Origin of the sequence: Candidatus Nanohalococcus occultus (genome assembly GCF_029207735.1) — an archaeon.
In the GTDB taxonomy this organism is placed as follows: Archaea; Nanohalarchaeota; Nanosalinia; order Nanosalinales; family Nanosalinaceae; genus Nanohalococcus; species Nanohalococcus occultus.
Genome location: NZ_CP104395.1, coordinates 156,873 through 178,635, shown reverse-complemented (window position 1 = coordinate 178,635; position 21,763 = coordinate 156,873). Strand labels below are relative to the sequence as shown.

21 protein-coding genes and 1 tRNA gene are annotated in these 21,763 nt (G+C 48.2%); all 22 read left to right on the top strand.

What is annotated here, in order from left to right; all coding sequences use genetic code 11:
* Positions 1-72: 72 nt before the first annotated feature.
* On the top strand, positions 73-741 hold the full coding sequence (gene radC / locus SVXnc_RS01000) for a RadC family protein (RefSeq protein WP_347722102.1): 669 nt from the start codon (positions 73-75) through the stop codon (positions 739-741).
* A 77-nt stretch (positions 742-818) separates the two neighbouring features.
* A complete protein-coding gene (locus SVXnc_RS00995; RefSeq protein ID WP_347722101.1) occupies positions 819-1,055 on the top strand; it encodes a DNA-directed RNA polymerase subunit H in 237 nt (78 codons plus the stop codon).
* A gap of 15 nt (positions 1,056-1,070) precedes the next feature.
* Complete coding sequence (locus SVXnc_RS00990; RefSeq protein WP_347722100.1) at positions 1,071-2,528, top strand: DNA-directed RNA polymerase subunit B''; 1,458 nt, start codon at positions 1,071-1,073, stop codon at positions 2,526-2,528.
* Between the two features lie 109 nt (positions 2,529-2,637).
* A complete protein-coding gene (locus SVXnc_RS00985) occupies positions 2,638-4,440 on the top strand; it encodes a DNA-directed RNA polymerase subunit beta (protein ID WP_347722099.1) in 1,803 nt (600 codons plus the stop codon).
* Positions 4,441-6,912 carry a DNA-directed RNA polymerase subunit A' gene (locus tag SVXnc_RS00980; protein WP_347722098.1) on the top strand — a complete coding sequence of 824 codons (2,472 nt, stop codon included), beginning with the start codon at positions 4,441-4,443 and terminating at the stop codon, positions 6,910-6,912.
* A gap of 73 nt (positions 6,913-6,985) precedes the next feature.
* Complete coding sequence (locus SVXnc_RS00975; RefSeq protein ID WP_430827677.1) at positions 6,986-8,083, top strand: DNA-directed RNA polymerase subunit A''; 1,098 nt, start codon at positions 6,986-6,988, stop codon at positions 8,081-8,083.
* 80 nt (positions 8,084-8,163) lie between these two features.
* On the top strand, positions 8,164-8,589 hold the full coding sequence (locus SVXnc_RS00970; protein WP_347722097.1) for a NusA-like transcription termination signal-binding factor: 426 nt from the start codon (positions 8,164-8,166) through the stop codon (positions 8,587-8,589).
* Between the two features lie 217 nt (positions 8,590-8,806).
* Positions 8,807-10,366, top strand: a complete 1,560-nt coding sequence (locus SVXnc_RS00965) for an ABC1 kinase family protein (RefSeq protein WP_347722096.1) — start codon at positions 8,807-8,809, stop codon at positions 10,364-10,366.
* Positions 10,367-10,404: 38 nt separating this feature from the next.
* Positions 10,405-11,502, top strand: a complete 1,098-nt coding sequence (locus SVXnc_RS00960; protein ID WP_347722095.1) for a hypothetical protein — start codon at positions 10,405-10,407, stop codon at positions 11,500-11,502.
* A 45-nt stretch (positions 11,503-11,547) separates the two neighbouring features.
* Positions 11,548-11,970 (top strand): 30S ribosomal protein S12, encoded by a 423-nt coding sequence (locus tag SVXnc_RS00955; RefSeq protein ID WP_347722094.1) that lies wholly within the window; start codon positions 11,548-11,550, stop codon positions 11,968-11,970.
* Between the two features lie 4 nt (positions 11,971-11,974).
* Positions 11,975-12,601 (top strand): uS7 family ribosomal protein, encoded by a 627-nt coding sequence (locus SVXnc_RS00950; protein ID WP_347722093.1) that lies wholly within the window; start codon positions 11,975-11,977, stop codon positions 12,599-12,601.
* 312 nt (positions 12,602-12,913) lie between these two features.
* Positions 12,914-15,100, top strand: coding sequence for an elongation factor EF-2 (locus SVXnc_RS00945; protein WP_347722092.1), 2,187 nt, complete (start codon positions 12,914-12,916; stop codon positions 15,098-15,100).
* 70 nt (positions 15,101-15,170) lie between these two features.
* Entirely contained in the window at positions 15,171-16,100 is a 930-nt protein-coding gene (locus SVXnc_RS00940) for a hypothetical protein (protein WP_347722091.1), read from the top strand.
* 76 nt (positions 16,101-16,176) lie between these two features.
* A complete protein-coding gene (gene tuf, locus SVXnc_RS00935) occupies positions 16,177-17,445 on the top strand; it encodes a translation elongation factor EF-1 subunit alpha (RefSeq protein ID WP_347722090.1) in 1,269 nt (422 codons plus the stop codon).
* 118 nt (positions 17,446-17,563) lie between these two features.
* A complete protein-coding gene (locus tag SVXnc_RS00930; protein ID WP_347722089.1) occupies positions 17,564-17,749 on the top strand; it encodes a hypothetical protein in 186 nt (61 codons plus the stop codon).
* A gap of 52 nt (positions 17,750-17,801) precedes the next feature.
* Complete coding sequence (gene rpsJ / locus SVXnc_RS00925; RefSeq protein ID WP_347722088.1) at positions 17,802-18,110, top strand: 30S ribosomal protein S10; 309 nt, start codon at positions 17,802-17,804, stop codon at positions 18,108-18,110.
* Positions 18,110-18,244 (top strand): hypothetical protein, encoded by a 135-nt coding sequence (locus SVXnc_RS00920; RefSeq protein WP_347722087.1) that lies wholly within the window; start codon positions 18,110-18,112, stop codon positions 18,242-18,244. The genes rpsJ and SVXnc_RS00920 overlap by 1 nt, the downstream gene beginning before the upstream one ends.
* Before the next feature lie 46 nt (positions 18,245-18,290).
* A complete protein-coding gene (locus tag SVXnc_RS00915) occupies positions 18,291-18,914 on the top strand; it encodes a class I SAM-dependent methyltransferase (RefSeq protein ID WP_347722086.1) in 624 nt (207 codons plus the stop codon).
* A gap of 45 nt (positions 18,915-18,959) precedes the next feature.
* Positions 18,960-19,047 (top strand) — tRNA-Ser (locus SVXnc_RS00910).
* A gap of 96 nt (positions 19,048-19,143) precedes the next feature.
* Complete coding sequence (gene cmk, locus SVXnc_RS00905) at positions 19,144-19,755, top strand: (d)CMP kinase (RefSeq protein WP_347722085.1); 612 nt, start codon at positions 19,144-19,146, stop codon at positions 19,753-19,755.
* Positions 19,752-20,165: an archease gene (locus SVXnc_RS00900; protein ID WP_347722084.1), complete on the top strand. Its 414-nt coding sequence runs from the start codon at positions 19,752-19,754 to the stop codon at positions 20,163-20,165. The genes cmk and SVXnc_RS00900 overlap by 4 nt, the downstream gene beginning before the upstream one ends.
* Positions 20,166-20,223: 58 nt before the next feature.
* Positions 20,224-21,648, top strand: coding sequence for an RtcB family protein (locus SVXnc_RS00895; RefSeq protein WP_347722083.1), 1,425 nt, complete (start codon positions 20,224-20,226; stop codon positions 21,646-21,648).
* Positions 21,649-21,763: the final 115 nt, after the last annotated feature.

The window sequence follows — 21,763 nt, the reverse complement described above, 5'->3', positions numbered from 1 at the left end:
GCTACTCCCTGGAGCCGACCTGTTGTCAAAACCACAGAACTAGTTTTAATGAAAAACAGGTCTAGATTCGACGTGGACTACACAATCAAAGACGTTCCAAGGTCAGAACAGCCCCGGGAGAAGCTTAACGATCACGGCGCCGAGTCTTTAACTGACACCGAGTTGCTCTCTATTATAATTAGGACAGGAACCCAGGGCAAGAACGTAAAACAGCTTTCCGGACAGATTCTCTCCGAATACTCGTTTCAAGGGCTTCTCAACGTTTCCCGCTCGGAGCTTGAGGATTTCGATGGAGTCTCAACGGTAAAATCCGGACAGATCAAGGCGATGGCAGAGATCGCAAACAGGATGCGCCGGGAGAAAAGAGAAACGCTGGAAAGCCTTTCAGACGTTGAATCAGAGCTGGAAGACTTGAAGCTGCTTGACAGCGAGAAACTCAGAGTGTTTTTCCTGAACTCCGGTAACGAGGTTTTAGGCAGAGAGACCTTCGATGGAGGCGTTAGCTCGGTTGAGATAAGCTCAGAAGACTTGTTGAGGTCAGCGGTCTCTAAAAACGCTGCTGCGATCGTAATCGCCCACAACCATCCTTCCGGGAAATCGGAGCCGACCGAAGCGGACAGAGACTTCACCGAGAATTTGAAGGTATCTGGAGAAGTTCTGGGAGTCGAGCTACTGGATCACCTTGTAGTGGGCCGTAAAGTTTACAGTTTCAGACGTGATTCAGATATGCTAAACCCTTAGTACGGGTTCGCTACCTATAAAAGGTTTACTGGAGTTCTTCTAAAATGTAGCTTCTCCTTTGGAGGAAGATCAAACTCATGGCGATGGATGTAACCGACCACGAAGCAGTTCCCGAACATCGAAAACTCGAAGAAGACGAGCTTGAGGAAGTTCTAGCAAGATTTGACGCAGGTAAAAGCGATCTGCCGAAGATTGAGAGAACTGATGCGGCTTTGAAGCAGATGGATGTCGAAGCCGGTGACGTGATCGAAATAGTCCGTGATTCGCCTACCGCTGGAAAAGCAACATACTACAGACGCGTAATTGAGCCTTAAACAGGTGTTTATTTGATGCAAGAAGAATTTCTATCTCAGCTGATCGAGGAAAACATGGTAAAACACCAGATCGAATCCTACAACCGCTTTGTCGAAGACAGAGTACAGGCAATACTAAACGAGGTAGGAGAGATCGAACCAGAGCTTCCGGACGGAGAAGAGCTGGTTATCAAGATTGTCGACGTTGAAATCGAACGTCCTAAACTGAACGAGGCTGACGGCAGCATCCGACAGATCACACCGAAGGAAGCACGGATGAGAGACCTGACATACTCATCGGAGATCAAGGTAGAGATGACACCGATCTTCGAGGGAGTCCGACAGGAAAGCGAGGAGGTCACAATCGGCCGAATCCCTGTTATGGTTGGATCAGAGCTTTGCTGGACAAGCGAAATGGATGAAGAAGAGCTAAGACATGCTGGAGAAGATCCTAAGGATACCGGAGGATACTTCATCATCAACGGATCCGAGAAGACAATTATTGCGATGGAGGAGTTCGCGAACAACAAACCTGTCTACCAGGACGATGACGGCGAACAGGTATGTAGAATCAACTCCGAGAACCAGGGATACGTTCAGAGACACATTCTAAGGAGAGACGATGAAATCGTAAACATCAGCTTTGCTAACGTAAAGAAAACTCCGGCGGTCGCTCTTTTGAGAGGTCTCGGACTTGAGACCGACAAGGAGATTGTTGAAGCAATCGGAGACGATTACGCTTCAGATGTTTATCTGAACATGTACGAGACAGGAGCTTCGAACCAGGAAGAGGCTTACGAGTACATCGCAGGTAAGGCAGGAGTTACAAACGATATTGAAGAAAGAGTCGAGAAGATTCTCGATGAGTACCTTCTACCGCATCTCGGTCAGGAACCGGATGTAAGAGATGAGAAGGCAGAGTTCCTGGCAACTTTGATCAGGAACACGATCGCTCTAGGCAAGGGCGATATTGAAGAAGACGACATGGACCACTACGCGAACAAGCGTATGAACCTGGCAGGCGAGCTACTGGAAATGCAGTTCAGAAGTGTTTTCCTCGGGAAATGGGGTCTTCTAGCACGAATGAAGTACAACTTCAAGAAATCAGCTAAAAGAGGACGACTTCCTTCACTCCAGTCAACAGTTGTCGCAGACACTCTCACAAAACAGATCATGGGAGCTATGGCAACAGGTAACTGGGTAGGAGGACGTTCGGGAATCTGTCAGAGACTTGAAAGAGGAAACAGGATCAAGACACTGGCACACCTCAGAAACATTGTCTCCCCGCTTTCAAGCGAGAGACAGCACTTCGAGGCAAGAGACCTTCACCCAACACAGTGGGGACGTGTCTGCCCTATCAAGACACCGGAGGGTATGAACATCGGTCTTAGAACACATCTAGCGATGTCAGCTGATGTTTCAACAGGTCTTTCCGAGATGGAGAAGAACTCGTTGAGAGCCAAGCTTGAGGAGACAGGGATCGACGCAAGGTGAATCAAAGAATGGAACACAATACTATGAATCAAAGCAGTTTTGAGAACCAAAACCTTGAGAAAGCCGCCAAGGCGCGGCTTAAGACGATGGAACTCTCTAGGTGAGTTCCGTGACGAAAGTATTTTTAGACGGCGAACTGGTCGACGAGATCGAGGATCCAAGTGAAGTCAAGGAAGCTTTAATTGAGAAAAGACGGAGCGGAGGTCTTCGAAGCGAGATTGGGGTCTACTACGCAGAGGACAAAGACGAGCTGAGAATCTCTTCGGACGCAGGACGAGTTCAGAGACCTGTAATCATCGTCAGAGACGGAGAGCCTCAGATGACCGAAGAGCAAGAACAGAAGCTTGCCGAAGGAGAGGTCACAATCGAGGACCTAGTTGAAGAAGGAGTCCTAGAGTTCATCGACGCTGAAGAAGAGGAAAACGCTTACGTCGCAATGGATGAAGACGAAGTAACAGAGGAACACACCCACATGGAGATCGATCCGGCGATCACCCACGGACTTTCAGCCTCACTGGTTGTATTCCCTCAGAACAACCGAGGAGACCGTGTTAACTTCGGAGCCAAGATGTCCGGCCAGGGTATCGGAATGTACACCCGTGAGTTCCACCAGAGATTCGATACTAACGCAAACGTAATGCATTACGCACAGCAGCCGATCACAGAAACCCAGACCTACGATACGATGCTTGGAGAGCATCCGATCGGACAGAACATGGTTGTAGCCCTCGGAACTTTCGAAGGATACAACATCGAGGACTCGGTTATCATGAACCAGGGTTCAATCGATCGTGGACTGGAAAGGTCTACCTACCTTCGTACCTACAAGACGGAAGCCCAGCGTTTCTGGGGAGGACAGAAGGATAAGATCGAGCAGCCTGACAAAGACGTCAGAGGATACAGAAACGAGGAAGCTTACAAGCACCTCGATCACGATGGACTTGTCAACCCGGAGACAGAGGTCAACTCGGATGACGTACTTGTCGGGAAGACAAGCCCTCCAAAGTTCCTTGGATCCGGCGGCGGAGAGGAAGTCAAGATGGGACTCGCAGATCGTAGAGAAACATCTTTGACAGTACGCCACGGAGAGCAGGGTAAAATCGATAAACTAATGGTTTCCGAGACAGGAGACGGTGACAAGCTGATCAAGATCAAGCTACGTGAAAACCGTATTCCAGAACTCGGAGACAAGTTCGCAACTCGACACGGACAGAAAGGTGTTATCGGAATGATTGTTCCGGAAGAGAACATGCCTTTCACAAAGCAGGGAGTCACACCTGATATGATTCTATCGACCCACGCTATCCCAAGCCGTATGACAGTCTCACAGCTGATTGAGATAATCGCTGGTAAGACGGGCGCTATGAGAGGAGAGAAGGTCGATGGTACAGCGTTCCACTCCGAGGACAAAGACGAGATCCGAGAGGAGCTAGAAGAGCTTGGATTCGAGTACTCCGGAAAGGAGACAATGTATAACGGCATCACCGGAGAGGAGATGGAAGCAGAGATCATGATCGGACCAGGATACTACCTCAAGCTCGACCACCAGGTCGGGGACAAGATCCACGCAAGAGGACGTGGACCGGTCACACTGCTTACAAAGCAGCCAACCGAGGGGCGTTCACAGGAAGGTGGACTAAGGCTCGGAGAGATGGAAAAGGACGTTTTCGTAGGCCACGGAGCATCACTTCTCTTGAAGGAGAGGTTCGGTGCTGACGCCACACAGATCCACATTGACGAGGACTCTGGAGACATCGGTTACTACGATCACCAGCAGAACAAGGTCGTCAAGCCTAGCGGTGAAGACGGTGAGTTCGAGGAAGCAGAAGTGCCTCACGCATTCTTGCTGCTGATGAACGAGTTAAAGTCCATGATGATGGATACAGACCTCAACTTGGAGGAAGAAAACTAAATGAGCAGACAAATTGAAAGTCTAGACTTCGGAATTTTGAGCAACAGGAAACTTCAGGAAATCGCAGTAAAGGAGATCGACGTCGCAGAAGTATACGACGCCGACGGTTACCCGGTAGAAGACGGGGTAATGGATCCTGCGCTGGGAGTTATCGATCCAGGTATGACCTGCCAGACATGCGGAGGACGTATCCGTGAATGCCAGGGACACTTTGGAATCATCGAGCTATCCCGTCCTGTAGTCCACGTACTTTACACCAAAAAGGTACGTAACCTGCTAAGGTTCACCAACATCAACGAGAACGGACAGGTAACCTGTCTGATCAAGGACGAGGAAAAATCGTTGAGAAAGTCCAACAGGATGACCGAAGACCCTGAGACAGGAGAGGAAGTCCCAGACGTCAAGATCGATAAGCCTTACAGCTTCAGACAGGACGGAAACGAGATCAAACCGGACGAGATCCGTGAAAGACTAGAGAGAATCCCTGAAGAGATCGCTGAAAAGATCGGCGTCGAAGCAAACCCGGAAGACCTAATACTAACACACGTACCGGTACCGCCGGTAACAATGCGTCCATCGATCACACTTGAGACAGGAGAAAGATCCGAGGACGATATCACTCACAAGCTCGTAGACATTATCAGAATCAACAAGCGACTGCAGAACAACATTGAGATCGAGGCCCCTGACTTCATTATCGATGATCTATGGGAGCTACTGCAGTACCACGTTTCCACACTGTTCTACAACGACCTTTCCGGAGTACCACCGGCACGACACCGAAGTGGACGTTCCCTGAAGTCTCTTATCGAAAGAGTACAGGGCAAGGAAGGACGTTTCCGACAGAACCTGATCGGGAAACGTGTGAACTTCTCGGCTCGTACAGTAATCAGCCCTGATCCGAACATCGGAATCAACGAGGTAGGAGTACCTTACCAGGTAGCTGAGAAGCTGACGATCCCGGAGAAGATCACGGAAAGAAACTACGAGCAAGCAATCGAAGCGATCGAAAGCAGTTCCGACGACCATCCTGGTGCTAACTACGTTTACCAGCCGGATGGAAAGAGAAGAAAGATTACAGAGGACAACACCGAGGACCTGCTTGAGGCAATCGAGCCAGGTAACGGATGGAAGGTTGAAAGACACATCAAGGACGGAGATGTCGTACTGTTCAACCGTCAGCCATCCCTACACCGTATGTCGATCATGGCACACAGAGTCCGTGTCTTACCGTACAGAACGTTCAGAATCAACCCTAACGTCTGTGCGCCGTACAACGCTGACTTCGACGGTGACGAGATGAACCTGCACGTTCCTCAGACAGAAGAGGCACGTGCCGAAGCAGAAGAACTCCTGAAGGTACAGGAACACGTCAAGATGCCGAAGACCGGAGGACCGATCGTCGGTATGCTTCAGGACTTCGTATCAGGACTGTACCTACTGACAAGAGGAGACGTAGAGCTTTCACGAGAGGAAGCTTTCAACCTTCTAGCGGAAGCAGGAGAACACGACAAGAGCCTTCCTGAAGGAGAGACAATTACAGGCGAACAGCTTGTCTCAATGTTCATCCCGGAAGACGTTTCCCTTACAATCAACGAGGGAGAGTCCAACGAAGTAGTAATTGAGGACGGACAGCTGGTTAAAGGACGGCTTGACGATGATGCTCTATCCGACTACGGTGGAGAGATCATCCAGCAGCTGAAAATCGAGTACGGAAGTGAGACAGTCACAGAGTTCCTCAACAGAGTATCCCGGATAGGAGCAGTTTACCTGTCCCGAAGAGGATTCTCAATCGGACTCGAAGACCTCGAGGTACCTGATGAGGCAACCGAGGAGATCAACGACTTGATCGAAGACGCAGTTGCTAACGCTGAAGCCGAGATCGAGGACTTCAACAACGGAGAGATGGAACAGATCACCGGTAAAACCATGGAGGAAACCAGAGAGATCAAGATCACGAAAGCACTGAACGAGGTCTTCGGAGAGATCGGAGAGATCATCAGCGACAACGTAGATGAAGACTCTTCGGCCTACATCATGGCCGACTCAGGAGCAAGAGGTTCAATGCAAAACGTTACAACCATGGCAGGCCTACTCGGACAGAACTCCGTGCGTGACCAACGGATCGAGAGAGGTTACAAAGGAAGAACTACCAGCCACTTCAAGAGAGGAGAGTTAAGTCCTAAAGCGCACGGATTCGTATCCTCATCAATCCTTGAAGGACTGGACGCACAGGAACTGTTCTTCCACCAGATGTCCCAGCGTAAGGCGCTGATGGACAAGTCGCTGCGTACCAAGACTTCGGGATACATGTATAGACGTGTCTCGAACTCGCTACAGGACCTGAAGGTCGAGTACGATCAGACGGTTCGTAACGCAGAAGGAGAGATCATCCAGTTCAGAGCTGGAGAAGACGGAATCGATCCGCAAAAATCCGACAGAGGAAAGATCTCGACAAACGTCAATCTTTAGAGGCGATCAAAATGACGAAATTCAACAACACAGAATTTCTGGCATTCGAGAAAACACAAGGTGTTTTCGAATAATGACAGAACAAATAAAATGGAAAGAACGCGCAGAAGATGAAATCCCTGAAAAGTACCAAGGCAAGCTGGACGGCGATCTAAAGGATCGTTACCAGCAGATGCAGTACGAACCCGGAGAGTCAATCGGACTTGTAGCAGCACAGTCCATCTCGGAGCCGGCAACCCAGCTGACCATGGAAACATACCACGCAGCAGGAGCCGCACAGGTTTCACTTACCGCAGGACTTCCACGTCTGATCGAGATCGTCGACGCACGCCGCAACCCGAAGACGCCGGCGATGAACGTCTACCTCAACGACGAATACAACAACGAGGAAGGCGCAACCGAGATCGCACGAAGACTTCGTGAGGTCAAGTTCGAAGACCTGGTGCGGAAGGATACAATCGACATCATGCAGCTAGAGATCGTCTACGAGCTAAATGAAGACTTGATGGACGATTACGATGTTGATGCGACCGATGTAATCACCCGTGTCCAGGAATCGACCAAGAAGGCGAAGGTCGAAAACGATGGGAACACATTCACCTTGACAAGTACTGAAGATGACTACGATCTCAGAGACCTCAAGGATCTGAAAAACGATGTTGAAGAGGCCCGGATCAAGGGAATCAAAGGCATCGAGCAGGTAGTTATCCAGGAAGACGACGGAGAATGGAAGCTACAGACAGCAGGAACCTCGCTACGTAAAACCCTTAAGATGAAGGAAGTTGATTCCGACAGAACGATTTCCAACGACCTGTATGAAATCAAAAGCGTTCTAGGCGTTGAAGCTCTCAGAAGACAGATCATCCGAGAGACAAACCAGACTCTGGAAAAGCAGGGAATTGGAATCGACGACAGACACATCATGCTCCTAGCAGACATGATGACAAAGGAAGGAGAGCTAAACGGTACGACACGTTACGGTATCGTTGGAAACAAGAAGTCAATGCTCGCCCGTTCCGCATTCGAGGAAACGAAGAAGCACCTGATTCAGGGAACTCTTCGTGAGGAAAAGGATGACCTCGAGGGAATTGTCGAGAACATTATTGTCGGACAGGCCGTACCTGTAGGTACAGGCCTAATCGACCTGGAAGCCGGTTTCGGCGACCAGTAACACTTTCCTTTATAAAAACTATGACCGATTTGATCTTTACAGGAGACAAAGTATCAGATCACAATTTTTAGGATGTTAATATGGCAGTAACTTACGACACCGACATGATCCGCACGATCAACATGTTCGAATCCGTTACAGGAGTCGAAGCCATTCACGCCATCGTAGAGGACGAAGAAGCCTACTTCATCGTTCCAGAAGGCAAGGCAGGCATGGCGATCGGAAAAGGCGGGGAGACAGTCAAAAAACTTCAGAGAAACATGGACAAAAACGTCAAGATCTACGAGTACAGCGACAACATCGGAAAGTTCCTCAACAACCTTGTTCCAACGAATATCAGAGGAGTGAACATCGAAGGAGAGGACGGAGACGGACCGATTACAGTCGAGATCAACGTACCTAGTGAGAACAAGGGACGTGTAGTAGGACGCGACGGAAAGAAGATTGAATCCATCAGACATATCCTGAAGAGAACACACAACGTAGACGAAGTAACTGTAAATTAGTTTCCCTACAGCGTTTACATCGCAAGGATCAGGTTCTGTCCAACTCGAAGACCGGAGATCTTCTGCTTTCAGAACCCTAAGAGAGTTTTCGAGACCACAAGCGTTGAGCCAGTACCTCGATCCACGCAGAGATAGCTACAACCGACGGCGGCCCGAACAAGTGATACAGGCCTACCTTACCTACAGGTTACTTATTCAGTAAGAACACAGTTTCTTTGTGAACCGGATCTCAAAAGACATAGAGGACATTGAAAGACTGGAAGAGATAGTAGAGGAGGTCGCACACCACGGCTTCAACATTTTAATCAAGAAACTTGATCTTGAAAGCCATCTACACTTCCATTACCGCGTGATGTCCAGTGACGTAAACGGACCTGAAGAGTTCCGGGAGCTACTGGAAGAGCTGGGAACGGTTTTCATCAAGCTCGGGCAAATTCTTGCGGAACGACCTGATCTTGTACCGGAAAACTACCGGAGGGAGCTGGAAAAACTTGAATACGACGTCGAGAAAATAGATTACTCGCGTATCGAGGAGATAATTGAGGAAGAAATCGGGCTGGAGAAGTTCGATAGCATAGATGAAGAGCCGTTGGCTTCTGCCTCTATAGCTCAGGTACACCGGGCAAAGTACAATGGCGAAGACGTCGTCTTGAAGGTTCGGAAACCCGGCATCAAGGAAGTCGTTGAGAGAGACCTGGATATACTTGAAAAATGTGCTGACTACGGTGGAAAGCACATAGGCAAGATGAAATCGATGTCGGTTCTGAAGTTCGTAAAGGAGTTTTCGGGCTGGACCAGACAGGAACTTGACTTCGAGCGGGAGGCGGAAAACGCGAAGCTTTTCAAGGAAAACACCGCTGACGACGAGAAAATCAAGGTACCGGAAGTCTACGGCGAGGTCAGCACGAAAAAGGTTTTGACCCTGGAATACGTGGAAGGGGTAAAATGTACGGATCTTGAAAAACTGGAGGAGCTGGATATAGACACGGAGGAAATAGCTGCTACCGCGGTACGGGCCGGTATGAAACAGTCGATAAGAGACGGATTCTACCACGCCGATCCACATCCATCGAACTTCCTGATAACGGAGGAAGGAGAGCTTGTCTACCTGGATTTCGGGATGATGGGTTCGATCAGTCAGGATCAAAGCCGGAAACTCGGTCTGATGTTACTCTACCTGATACGGGAAAACTCCTCGGACATCGTAGATGTAATGGAGGATCTTGGTACTGTATCAAGCGAGTACAACCGGGCGGGTGTAGAACAGGTTGTAGAACAGAAGACCCGGGTCTTGAGCAACTCAAGTCTAAAACAGGTAAGTGTAACCAAGGAGATGTTCGACCTGTTCGTAAAAGCCTCGGAGAACGGACTTCAGATGCCTTCAAGCCTTACCTTGATGGGTAAATCGCTTGTGACAACCGAAGGTATCGGCCTGACGATCTGCCCCGATTTCCGGATCACCGAGGAATACGAGGAGACTGCCGAAGACCTACTGAAACAGCAGAACTCGCCGGAAGATATCGCAAAAGACTTTTCGATCGACCTGATCAAGAACAAAGATCTGATAGCCAAGCTACCTTCAAAGATCAACAGGGTGTTGAAAACAGAGCAAAAACAACCCGTGAAAGTCATCCAAGAAGATAACTCAAATGACCACATCATGCCCGCGGCCTTGCTGATCGGAGCAACAGTTCTCTTCTACCAGGTTCTACCGGCCGAACAGATGGCGATTATCGGAGGAGTTGAACTACTTGCCGCAGCCTACCTGCTCCGGTAACAGCACAGTTTTTATCCAAGGCTCTCTAAGAAGACCGTATGAGTAACGAAAACGAAGAGGAAAAACTCGAGGAAGATGTCTGGGACATGTTCCAAGACGTTGAAAACATCATGTCCGATGTGGACCAGAAAATAGGCAGAATAGAAAACGAGGAGAAAAAAGAAGCCAATCAAGAGAGTCAAGGAGCCGATGCCAAACAGGTAGCAGATGAGATAGAACAGACCGAACAAGAAGAAGCTGAGGTAGAAAAGGAAGAACAACAAGCAGTAGAGGAGACCGGACAGGCTGTAAAAGAACTCAGACAGGATCTCCACGACCTAAACCAAGATATTTCAGAGGCCGGGAACCGTGCTAACCAGTCAGTACAGCTGTTTAACACATTCTACGATAACTTAACACGTTCCGGAGGTCAACCGGAGACCAACAGTCTACTTGAAGGAGTCAAAATGTTCCAAGACAGTATCGAAGAGCTACACAGCGATGTAAAACATTATTCGAATCTCAGCCAGGAACAGGAAGAGATGTTAAAGATCACAGGACACCTCTCCGAAGAAATAAGCGCATCCGAAAAGATCAACCAAGGACTAAGAAAGCTTATCGGGAACGAAGAAAAACTCGCCCAGAAAGAACATGAAGCAGACGCACTCAAAGAAGGCAAAATAGAAGAACAACAGGAACAGAAACTGGAGGCGGAAGAAAACACCATAGAATCAGAGACCGAACAGCTCGAGGAACTAGAACAACAGGAACTCGAAGAGTTCGAAGAACTACAGGAAACACATGAACAAGCCTTGAAAGAAGTTCAACACGGCGCACAGCTCCTAGAAGTAATTCTTGAAAAAGACGACACACTTCCTCGACAGGCCAGAAGACAAGTCGAAACAGCTCTAAACGAAGCCAAAGAAATCGTTGAGACCGATAGCCGCACCGTCGAGAAAATGCTGGACAGCAGCAAGTCCGCAGCATCCACACTTAGCTCTATATACAACAAAACACCTAAGCCAAGCATGCCAAGTAAAAGCACAGTTTTTGGACTCGGGAAAGGAGCCTTAGCACTGATAGCGATTGTAACAGTTCTAATAATCGCAGTCCTGGCGTTAACAAGTATGCCTTCGCTGACAGGCACCGGTCTCTAAACTCACCTCCGACCGTATAAAAAGGTTAAGTACGAGTATGGCGATATGGGTTTATACAGCGCACGTAAGATGCGAAAAAAGCGCCAGGAGCAACGCTGGAGCGATATTGATTACAAGCGAAGAATGCTCAACTTAAAGGAGAAATCAGATCCCCTAGAGGGAAGTCCTCAGGGAAGAGGAATTGTACTAGAAAAGCGAGTTATTGAGGCTAAGCAGCCTAACTCCGCGCTACGTAAATGTGTGCGCGTTCAGCTAATTAAAAACGGAAAACAGTTGACAGCTTTCGCACCAGGAGACGGAGCGATCGACTACATCGACGAACACGATGAAGTACTAATTGAAGGAATCGGTGGAGCAAAAGCCGGTCCTAAGGGAGATATTCCAACGGTACGTTACCAGGTCGTTAAGGTCAACGGAGTTTCACTAAAGGGTCTCGTAGAAGGAGACGCGGAGAAGCCAACGAGGTAATACCATGAGCGATGTAGCAAAGATCGAAGTAGAAGACGAAATGTTGACTTTCGGAAAATACGACGCCACAGACATCGAGGTAGGAGATGACGGACTTGTCCGTTACATCGGCCTCGAGAACATTCTGGCTCCAAGAAGCAGAGGAAGACACTCTGAAAGACAGTTCTACAAGGCAGATGTTCCAATCGTCGAAAGACTGTTGAACCGAATGTATGTCGCAGGACACAGAGGAAACAAACACTACATTTCCTCGGGACACAACACAGGTTCAAGCGAGAAGATCTGGAAGATAATTGAAAACGCATTCGATCAGATCAACGAAGAAACCGGAGAGAACCCTTTCCAGGTTCTGGCCGATGCGATCGAAAACTCTGCTCCAACCGAAGAAGTAGTTACATACCAGCGCGGAGGAGTGCGCGCACGTAAAGCCGTTCTTGTCGCACCTCAGAGACGTGTCGACCTAGCTCTAAGGCTTCTAGTCCAGGGAGCTTACGAAGACCGTCTTACAGAGAGTAACGACGCGGCTTCAGTCCTTGCCGACGAGCTTATCTCAGCAGCAAACGGAGACGACAACATCCGAGCTGTAAGAGAGAAAGAGCGTAAGGAAAAGGAAGCAGAAGGAGCGCGTTAAGCTCCACACCTTTTTCCTACTTATCTATATTTCCTACTTGTTCAACGAACTCTTCCGGCTAACCGCCAACAGTTAAATCATATTCAGGTAAGTTTCGGAAGATTATAGATAAACTCAGCAGGCTGAGTCCTTTAGGGAGCAACTCATTAGGTTTTCGACCGCTGTTATATCCCTCTAAGATTTGTTGATCTATTCAAACCATATAGCAAGAAAGTTTTCCGCAGGTTTTTCCTGTAAGAAGAGCCGCAAATCGGAAACTGTTTTTAAAACTTGGATCAGGTTCTGTACTTATAGTATAGGTGTAAAAATAAAATGTCAGATAAAGCTCTTGAAGCAATCAAAGGCGTGATCAACGACCCGGAACACATCCGGAACATCGCGATCGCGGCGCACATCGACCACGGTAAAACAACACTAACAGACAACCTTCTTGCCCGAGCAGGTATGATATCGGATAAGTTGGCAGGAGACCAGCGTTTCATGGACTTCGACGACCAGGAAGCGGAAAGAGGAATCACAATCTACTCCGCAAACATCTCAATGGTCCACGAACACGACGGAGAAGACCACCTGATCAACCTGATCGACACTCCAGGCCACGTTGACTTCGGAGGAGACGTTACCCGAGCAATGCGTGCAGTAGACGGCGTAGTAGTACTTGTCGACGCAGTTGACGGAGTTATGCCTCAGACGGAAACCGTCATGAAGCAGGCACTTAACGAGGGAGTTAAGCCAGTACTATTCATCAACAAGGTAGATCGACTGATCGAAGAGATGCAGTTGACACCCGAAGAAATGCAGAAAAGATTCACCAAGATCATCCGTGAAGTAAACACAGCTCTACGTAAGTACGCAGACGAAGAAACAGCTGAAGAATGGTCAATGGCTGTAAACGACGGAACAGTCGCATTCGGTTCCGCACTGAAAAACTGGGCTATCAGCGTTCCTTACATGGAGGACACCGGCATCACGTTCGGAGACATCATCGAGAAAGTAAACGAAGGAGACCACGAAGGACTTCGTGAGGAAGCACCGATCGAGGAAGTCGTACTTGACATGGTTGTAGAACACCTCGAAGACCCGAGAAAATCCGCACGTTACAGAATCCCAGCTGTATGGCCAGGAGACCCTGATACAGATGTCGGCCGGTCAATGGCAGAGCAGAACGCAGATGGACCGCTTGTCGGAGTTGTAACAAACGTTGAAGACGATGAACACGCAGGAACCATCGCAACAGCACGACTTTTCTCCGGAACAGTAAGCGAGGGAGACCAGCTTTACGGACTAGGATCTCAGAAGACAGAACGCGCACAGCAGGTCGGAATTTATTCAGGACCACGTAAGCTGAACATCGACTCGGTTCCAGCAGGAAACATCGCGGCAATCACAGGACCTGACTTCTCAACAGGAGAGACCTTCATCATGGAAGGCGACGAAGAAATCACAGCATTCGAGCAGATCGAACACGTATTCGAACCTGTTGTCACAAAATCGATCGAGCCGAAGAGAACATCAGATCTTCCAAAGCTGATCGAAACACTCCGTAAACGCTCCAAGGAAGACAACACAATCAAGGTAGACATCGACGAAGAGACCGGAGAGACAAAGGTTTCCGGACTCGGAGAGCTACACATCGAGGCAAAAGTTGAGAGACACCTCGAAGAGAAAGGAATCGACATCAACGTTTCCGAGCCTATCGTTGTATTCCGTGAAGGAATCAGTGAAGCAAGCGATGTCAGAGTCGGAAAGTCCCCTAACCGGCACAACAAACTCGAGATCTCAGTCGAACCTATCGACGACGAGCTACGTAACTTCCTCAAAGAAGAGTACGCAGATCTTCAAAGAGAATCCGACGACCAGACAGAAGTCCGTGACGCACTAGTAGAACACGGAATGGACCAGGACGAAGCAGACAACATCATGGAAGTTTACGAGGAAAACGTCTTCGTCAACTCATCCAGAGGTATCAAGAACCTCCGTGAAATCCAGGAATACCTGGTAACAGCTTTCCACGAGTTCTGTGATGAAGGACCTATGGCAAACGAGCCAGTAATCGGTCTGAAAGTCAAGCTTCACGACGCAAAGCTACACGAGGATGCTATCCACAGAGGACCAGCACAGATGATCCCGGCAACAAAAGGAGCGATCAAAAACGGGTTCCTGAACGCAGGACCTCAGCTGATCGAGCCAAAGCAGATCCTCAGAATCGATACACCATCCGATACAATGGGAGATGCGATGACAGAGGTCAACAACCGCCGTGGAGACATCATCGACATGGACGAGGAAGGAGACTCAGCTATCATCCAGTGTAAGCTACCTGTCGAGGAACTGTTCGGATTCGAAGCAGCACTGAAGTCAGCTACGAACGGTAAAGGATTCTACAGTCTTGTCGACCTGATCTACGAGCCAATGCAGCGCGCTCTACAGGAAGAGAAGATGATGGAGATCCGAGAACGCAAAGGCATGAAACAAGAAATGCCACAAGTAGAGGAGTAAATTCCCTCCTCTCTTCTTTTTCTCATCTAATTTTTCTAAATCGCATAAAGCTTGGACTCTCAAGTTGATTATGGGAGAAAACTTCGATTATTACTGCTTTGAACCACCCGCAGTTTTATCCAATCTCAATATAATTGACCGCTACACCTCTCACGGAAGAGAAATCCGGAGAATTCGAGAAGAACTCGAGAACCTTGAAGAAAAACAGAAAGCATACAAAAACGGAGAAATCTCATATGAACCGTTCTATAGAGAGTGCGATAGCTCAGTATTTCAAATAATGGAGAGTTCAGAAAAGCTAGATTATTTCATAGAAGCCTTACAAGAAGAAGACTGGTTCTACGAGTTCCAGCAGGATGTAGCCAGCCTGTTCTGGAGACTAGAGGAAAATCGATTTAATGAGGAACAAAACGCGAATGGGCTACAACACCGACTTTCAAACATTCTTAGACATCGGAAACAAAGAAATTCGGTAACACAGAAGATTCACCAAAGATTAGGCGAAATGTTTCTTCATGTATCCTCCGCAGATGTGATTCGAGAACTTGAAGATGAAATGTTTGAAGCTCGAGATTTAGCATGCGCAGAATACTACTCAACCGCACTTTTTGTTATAGGAAGAGCTGCCGAAAAATGTCTTTATATCATAGGAGAAGAAAGGCGGATCGAGAAGATTGAGGAAAGATACAGCTCAGAAAGAGAAGCTCGAACGATAAAGTGGGAAAAATCAGGTTTCAAACGAATGAGCGAAGCCCTCAAAGAAGCAGAGGCAGATCCAATTTCAGGAAAATTGATTGATCAAAAGCAATATTCAGAAGTACAGAAATTGATCAGCTACAGAAACGACATGGCTCACAGAGAACACGGACAGTTAGAGAGGAAAAGAGCCAAAGTCGAGATTAATTCCGCAGTTCAACTCTTAGAGGACTTAAGCAAGACTGTCGAAAAGCTGAGAGAACATGACTCATTTGAAGAAATAACTCAAGCATACAGAGTCTAGAATAGAATAAGATGAACTCACGGTTCGTTTATAAAGTTTGACGGGTTGATAATCTAATATACAGGGTATCCAAACAATGGCAAAGAAACCACACATTAACCTCGTATTTATCGGGCACGTTGACCACGGAAAGTCTACAACCATCGGTCGACTGCTCTGGGAAACTGAAAACCTACCGGACGAAGAAATGCGTAAGCTAGAGGAAGCTGCGGAAGAGAAAGGAAAGGAGACATTCGGATTCGCATTCGCAATGGACTCTCTGGACGAAGAGCGTGAAAGAGGAGTTACAATCAACCTGGCACACCAGGAATTCGATTCTGACAACTATTATTTCACAATCATTGACGCACCAGGCCACCGTGACTTCATTAAGAACATGATTACAGGAGCTTCTCAGGCTGACGCTGCAGTTCTCGTTGTCGCAGCAGACGACGGAATTCAGCCTCAGACAAAGGAGCACGCATACCTAGCAAAGACACTGGGAATCGACCAGCTAAGAGTAGCTGTCAACAAAATGGATCTTGCTGACTACGAAGAAGAAGGCTTCGAAGAAGTCAAAGGCAAGGTCGGCGAAATGCTTCAGAAGGTCGGATACGACGTATCTGAGATTCCGTTCATCCCTATTTCCTCATTCGAAGGAAAGAACGTCGCAGAGCGCGCAGACGAAATGGACTGGTACGAAGGTCCTACACTGCTTGAAGCTCTAGACGATCTACAGGAACCTGAAAAGGCTGTAGACCTACCGATGAGAATCCCAGTTCAGGACGTTTACAACATCTCCGGAATCGGAGCAGTATCCGTTGGACGTGTTGAAACAGGAGGCATCAACCAGGGAGACGACGTAACCTTCAAGCCAGCAGGCGTAGGAGGAGAAGTCAAGACCATCGAAATGCACCACGAAGAAGTTGACTCCGCAGAACCTGGAGACAACATCGGATGGAACACTCGTGGAGTTGGAAAGGACGACATCAAGAAGGGAGACGTAGCAGGACCAGCTGACAACCCTCCAACAGTCGCAGAGAAGTTCGAAGCACAGGTCATCATCCTGAACCACCCTAACGTCATCAGCGAAGGATACACACCTGTATTCCACGTTAACACAGCACAGGTCTCATGTACCTTCACAGATCTCAAGAAGACGATGAACCCAAGAACGGGTGAAACAATCGAGGAAGAACCTGACTACATCGAGCAGGGACAGTCCGCGATCGTCGAGATCACACCACAGCAGCCTCTAGTCATCGAGGAGAACGATGACATCCCTCAGATGGCAAGATTCGCCATCAGAGACATGGGTAAGACCATCGGAGCCGGAATGGCTCTATCGGTCACACCTAAGGAGTAAAGCCGCAAGGCTTTCTCCACACATTTTCCTTCATTTCCTCCTACAGTCGGTTAAAAGTAAAGAACTGACACTGTAATAGTATTCAAATACTTTTCTGTTCACTAGAGTCTATAGGAAGATGTCATATTTAGATACGAAGTACCAGCTACCTGAAGAGAATGAAATCGAGGACTCGGAGCTGGTTCCTTACCTCGACGAGAACGGGAATGAGTGGTACCTAGATCCAGAAGGGAAGACCGCTAAGAGACCGGATATGAGCAGGAACAAGACGACCTGGGATAAGATACGAAACAAGTTCCTATGATGACTTCCAGGATCTAAAATCACTTATAAGAGTTGGCTCAAATCAGTTTAGTATGCAGAAGGCAAGAGTAAGACTCCGATCGACTGACAAGTCGAAGATTCAGGAGTTGGCACAAGAAATAGTTGAAATTGGCGAGGAATACAACGCCAAGGTATCAGGACCTGTACCGCTTCCAACAGATAAACTTGAGATCCCGACAAGAAAAGCTCCGGACGGAGAGGGATCCGAAACAATCGAACGTTACGAAATGCATGTACACAACCGACTGATCGACATCATGGAGTCGGAGAGAGCATTGCGACAGGTCATGCGTGTTCACGTACCTGAAGGCGTCGACATCGAAGTCGAACTGACCGAGTAATGGTCGAACTAGTCGAGAAATTCCTGGAAGGCATAGAAGGACTCGACGAGTCGCTGCTGGTTACCTCCGGAACTGTAACAGTTGCCGAGGGCTACAGCGAAGAACTTTCCTATTCCTCCGATTATTCTACCTAAAAACAAGGGAAAAACATTTTTTCAGCAGCGAACTTAATTTTCTAACATGTCCGACCGTAACTCAAATGCGCGTATGGAATCGGCGTTCAACAATGCTAGAACCAAGTTCGAGCAAGATTACAGTCTCGAGGTTATGAAACAGAAGTTCCCGGAGTACATAGGGATGATGGATCGGTTCGGGAAGCTGATAGGAGAAAACGGGAAAGTACTGGATGCGGGCTGCGGACATGGTAGAGACATCAGACACTTCAACGATATAGGGCTGAACGCGGTTGGTATCGACATCGCGGAAGATCTCTTGGAGGATGCCAGCCGGAAAGGCTTGGAGGTCGCAAAGATGGATGTCCGAGACCTGTCTTTTGACGACGAGACCTTTGACGGCATCTGGTGTAACTCCGTTCTACACTTCCTGAACCCTGCTGCCGGAGACATGCAGCAAGCACTGAAAGAGCTTACGCGGATTCTGAAGACCGGCGGAGTACTTTACATCAACTTCAAACTTGGTAAAGGAGAAACCATGAGAGAAGACTACGAGCCTAGTTTAAGGCAGTTTCACCTGCCGGAAAGCGCAATCAAAGAAGTTCTGAACAACTTTCCTCTGAAGAAGATTCATTCGGAGAAAGCTCCCGAGATGAACACAGTCAGCTTGTTCCTCAAGAAAACCGGTTGAAGCCGAGTGTAACTTAATACTTCCGACAGATAGTTTTCTTACATAGCCGGGATGACAGAGTCTGGCCTATCGTGCTACCCTGGAAAGGTAGTGGGCTTAACTGCCCTCCTGGGTTCAAATCCCAGTCCCGGCGTATATCCCAAGATTTCTACAAGTTATGAGAGTTCGAAGGTTTCGAACAACCCTGGGCTTAGTTAAACCATAAAATTCCTGCCCGGAAATTTTCTACATGGAGAGCTTCATCGAGGAATTTCAGGGAGATCATGAGAAAACCTCCGAACTAGTTGTAACGGTTGACGGGCCGAGCGGAGCAGGAACAGGCACTTTAGCGAGCTTTATCGCGGAAGAACTGGGAATTAACTGTTATTCTGCCGGTGATTTCTTCAGAGGGATCGCTGCCGACAGAGATATGACGGTAGAGGAGCTGGGAAAAGTCGCTGACAAGCAGACGGATCTGAAAGTCGATAGACGCACCTTAGAGAAAGGTTTGAGTGAAAACTGTGTTATAGAGGCTAGGATTCCTTCAAGAGTTCTCGGGACGTATTCGGATCTAAGAATTTATCTGACCGCTGACCTAGAGGAGCGAGCGAAAAGAGTCTCGAAGGATCAGGAAGAAGGTAAAAGAGAAAATGAGGAAAAATCCGAGAGTCTTGAAGAAGTCAAAGAACGGATCAGGAAAAGAGATGAGGAAAACTGGAGGCGTTACAAAGACTACTATGGGATCGAAAACACCAAGGATATCTACGATGTGCTGATCGATAACACCGAAATGACAATCGACGAACAGCAAGAGCAGGTAAGAAAAATTCTGGAAAGAAAGTTCCCGGAGCAACTTGAATGAGTTACGAGATACTTGATCACACCGCAGACGTAAAGTTCAAAGCGAAGGGAGATTCTTTAAACGAGGTTTTCAGCGAGTCTGTCAAAGCATTCGCCGATATAGTTGGGGGTGGAGGCGGATCCACCAGACACAAGATAAAGGTCGAATCAGAGAACCTAGATGCCTTACTCTTCGATTTCCTAGATGAGCTGATCTTCCTACAGGAAACTGAGAACGTCGCCGTCGGAGGCCCGAAAGAAGTGGAAATCGAGGAACTGGAAAACGGCTACGGTATAGAGGCAACGGTTTGGACCGACCCTATAACCTCTCAGCAAGGACTGCTGGACATCAAGGCTCCGACCTACAGCGAAATGAAAGTCGATTACATCAAAGGCGAGGGCTGGGAGATAGTAGCAGTCCTAGACATCTAGCCGACAAAGTCACGGATCCACAACTTGTTGTTTAAGAATTGAGAGATAGTTTCAATCCATGAGCATTGAAGTCGAAAAAGTAGAGGAAAATATTTACGAGATCCCTAAAGAGGGAGAAATGAACGTTCCAGCGCGGATTTATGCCTCCGAAAAACTTTTAGAGAAAATCAAGGACGATAAAACCCTCGAGCAGGTTAAAAACGTCGCGACCCTGCCAGGAATCCAGAAACACTCTATAGTGATGCCTGATGGCCACCAGGGCTACGGTTTTCCAATCGGAGGAGTCGCAGCCGTATCCATGGAAAACGGAGTTGTCAGCCCCGGAGGAATCGGCTACGATATAAACTGCGGCGTACGTGTCCTGAAAACTGATTTAACAGCTGAAGAAATTGAAGGACATGAACAGCAGCTCGCAAACATCATGTACTCGAAGATACCTGCCGGGCTTGGCGGCGGAGGCTACATCGATATAGATGAAGACGAGCTAGAGGAAGTACTTGAGAAAGGTATGGACTGGATGCTGGAAAACGGTCACGCCAAAGAATCAGATCTGGAACGCTGTGAGGAAAACGGCCGATTGCCTGGCGATCCGTCAAAGGTGCCTGAAAAAGCTAAGAAACGAGGTATCAAACAGCTCGGATCTCTTGGAAGCGGAAACCACTTTCTGGAAGTTCAGCGGGTCGATGAGATTTTCAACGAAGAGGTAGCAGAAAAGTTCGGTCTGGAAAAAGACCAGATACTGGTTATGATCCACTCGGGTTCACGTGGATTAGGTCACCAGACCTGTACGGAGTACCTCAGAAAGTTCGAAAAACAGTACCCGGAGGAAGTAGAAAGCCTTCCGGACAAAGAACTAATCTATGCGCCGATTGAAGACCAGCCAGCCCAGGACTATATTGATGCGATGTATGCTGTTGCGAACTTCGCTTGGTGTAACCGTCAGGCGATGACCGAGGCAATCAGAGACTGTTTCGATAGGATATTCGGCGAGACAGAGATTGACTTGGTATACGATGTATGTCACAACATCGCGAAGGAAGAAACTCATGAAGTCGACGGCAAAGACGTAGACGTACTGGTTCACCGGAAAGGTGCGACCCGTGCGATGCCGAAAGGCCGTAAAGAAGTGCCGGAGGTATACGAAGACGTAGGTCAGCCGGTTCTTATTCCCGGAACTATGGGAACCTCGAGTTACATACTTGTCGGCGGCCAGAACTCGTTGAACGTTTCATTCGGCTCGACAGCTCACGGTGCCGGCCGATTGAAGTCACGGACCCAAGCCAAACAGGATTACTGGGGAGAAGACGTACAGAGAGACCTGAAACACGAAGGAGTTTACGTCAAAGCAGTTTCAGGCTCAACGGTCGCAGAAGAAGCACCTGGAGCCTACAAAGACGTCGATGAAGTGATCAAGGTATCCGACGAGCTGGATATAGGCCGGAAAGTGGCGAAGATGAAGCCGATCGTCAACATCAAGGGTTGATAGTTACTGAGTTACAACGTTTGTGGAAAAGCCCCGACCAGCCAATAAGCAAGTTTGCCTCTTGAACCTGCTGAAGCCTAAGTTAATGAACGTATTTTCTCAGTGATGAGCGGGC

What these genes read in the sequence shown, in the direction of transcription:
- SVXnc_RS00945 (WP_347722092.1), top strand. Translation starts at nt 12,914, where the DNA reads ATGTCAGATAAAGCTCTTGAAGCAATCAAAGGCGTGATCAACGACCCG.
- SVXnc_RS00970 (WP_347722097.1), top strand. Translation starts at nt 8,164, where the DNA reads ATGGCAGTAACTTACGACACCGACATGATCCGCACGATCAACATGTTC.
- SVXnc_RS00900 (WP_347722084.1), top strand. Translation starts at nt 19,752, where the DNA reads ATGAGTTACGAGATACTTGATCACACCGCAGACGTAAAGTTCAAAGCG.
- rpsJ (WP_347722088.1), top strand. Translation starts at nt 17,802, where the DNA reads ATGCAGAAGGCAAGAGTAAGACTCCGATCGACTGACAAGTCGAAGATT.
- SVXnc_RS00915 (WP_347722086.1), top strand. Translation starts at nt 18,291, where the DNA reads ATGTCCGACCGTAACTCAAATGCGCGTATGGAATCGGCGTTCAACAAT.
- SVXnc_RS00975 (WP_430827677.1), top strand. Translation starts at nt 6,986, where the DNA reads ATGACAGAACAAATAAAATGGAAAGAACGCGCAGAAGATGAAATCCCT.
- SVXnc_RS00960 (WP_347722095.1), top strand. Translation starts at nt 10,405, where the DNA reads ATGAGTAACGAAAACGAAGAGGAAAAACTCGAGGAAGATGTCTGGGAC.
- cmk (WP_347722085.1), top strand. Translation starts at nt 19,144, where the DNA reads ATGGAGAGCTTCATCGAGGAATTTCAGGGAGATCATGAGAAAACCTCC.
- SVXnc_RS00955 (WP_347722094.1), top strand. Translation starts at nt 11,548, where the DNA reads ATGGGTTTATACAGCGCACGTAAGATGCGAAAAAAGCGCCAGGAGCAA.
- SVXnc_RS00950 (WP_347722093.1), top strand. Translation starts at nt 11,975, where the DNA reads ATGAGCGATGTAGCAAAGATCGAAGTAGAAGACGAAATGTTGACTTTC.
- SVXnc_RS00930 (WP_347722089.1), top strand. Translation starts at nt 17,564, where the DNA reads ATGTCATATTTAGATACGAAGTACCAGCTACCTGAAGAGAATGAAATC.
- SVXnc_RS00920 (WP_347722087.1), top strand. Translation starts at nt 18,110, where the DNA reads ATGGTCGAACTAGTCGAGAAATTCCTGGAAGGCATAGAAGGACTCGAC.
- SVXnc_RS00990 (WP_347722100.1), top strand. Translation starts at nt 1,071, where the DNA reads ATGCAAGAAGAATTTCTATCTCAGCTGATCGAGGAAAACATGGTAAAA.
- SVXnc_RS00895 (WP_347722083.1), top strand. Translation starts at nt 20,224, where the DNA reads ATGAGCATTGAAGTCGAAAAAGTAGAGGAAAATATTTACGAGATCCCT.
- SVXnc_RS00940 (WP_347722091.1), top strand. Translation starts at nt 15,171, where the DNA reads ATGGGAGAAAACTTCGATTATTACTGCTTTGAACCACCCGCAGTTTTA.
- SVXnc_RS00995 (WP_347722101.1), top strand. Translation starts at nt 819, where the DNA reads ATGGCGATGGATGTAACCGACCACGAAGCAGTTCCCGAACATCGAAAA.
- SVXnc_RS00980 (WP_347722098.1), top strand. Translation starts at nt 4,441, where the DNA reads ATGAGCAGACAAATTGAAAGTCTAGACTTCGGAATTTTGAGCAACAGG.
- tuf (WP_347722090.1), top strand. Translation starts at nt 16,177, where the DNA reads ATGGCAAAGAAACCACACATTAACCTCGTATTTATCGGGCACGTTGAC.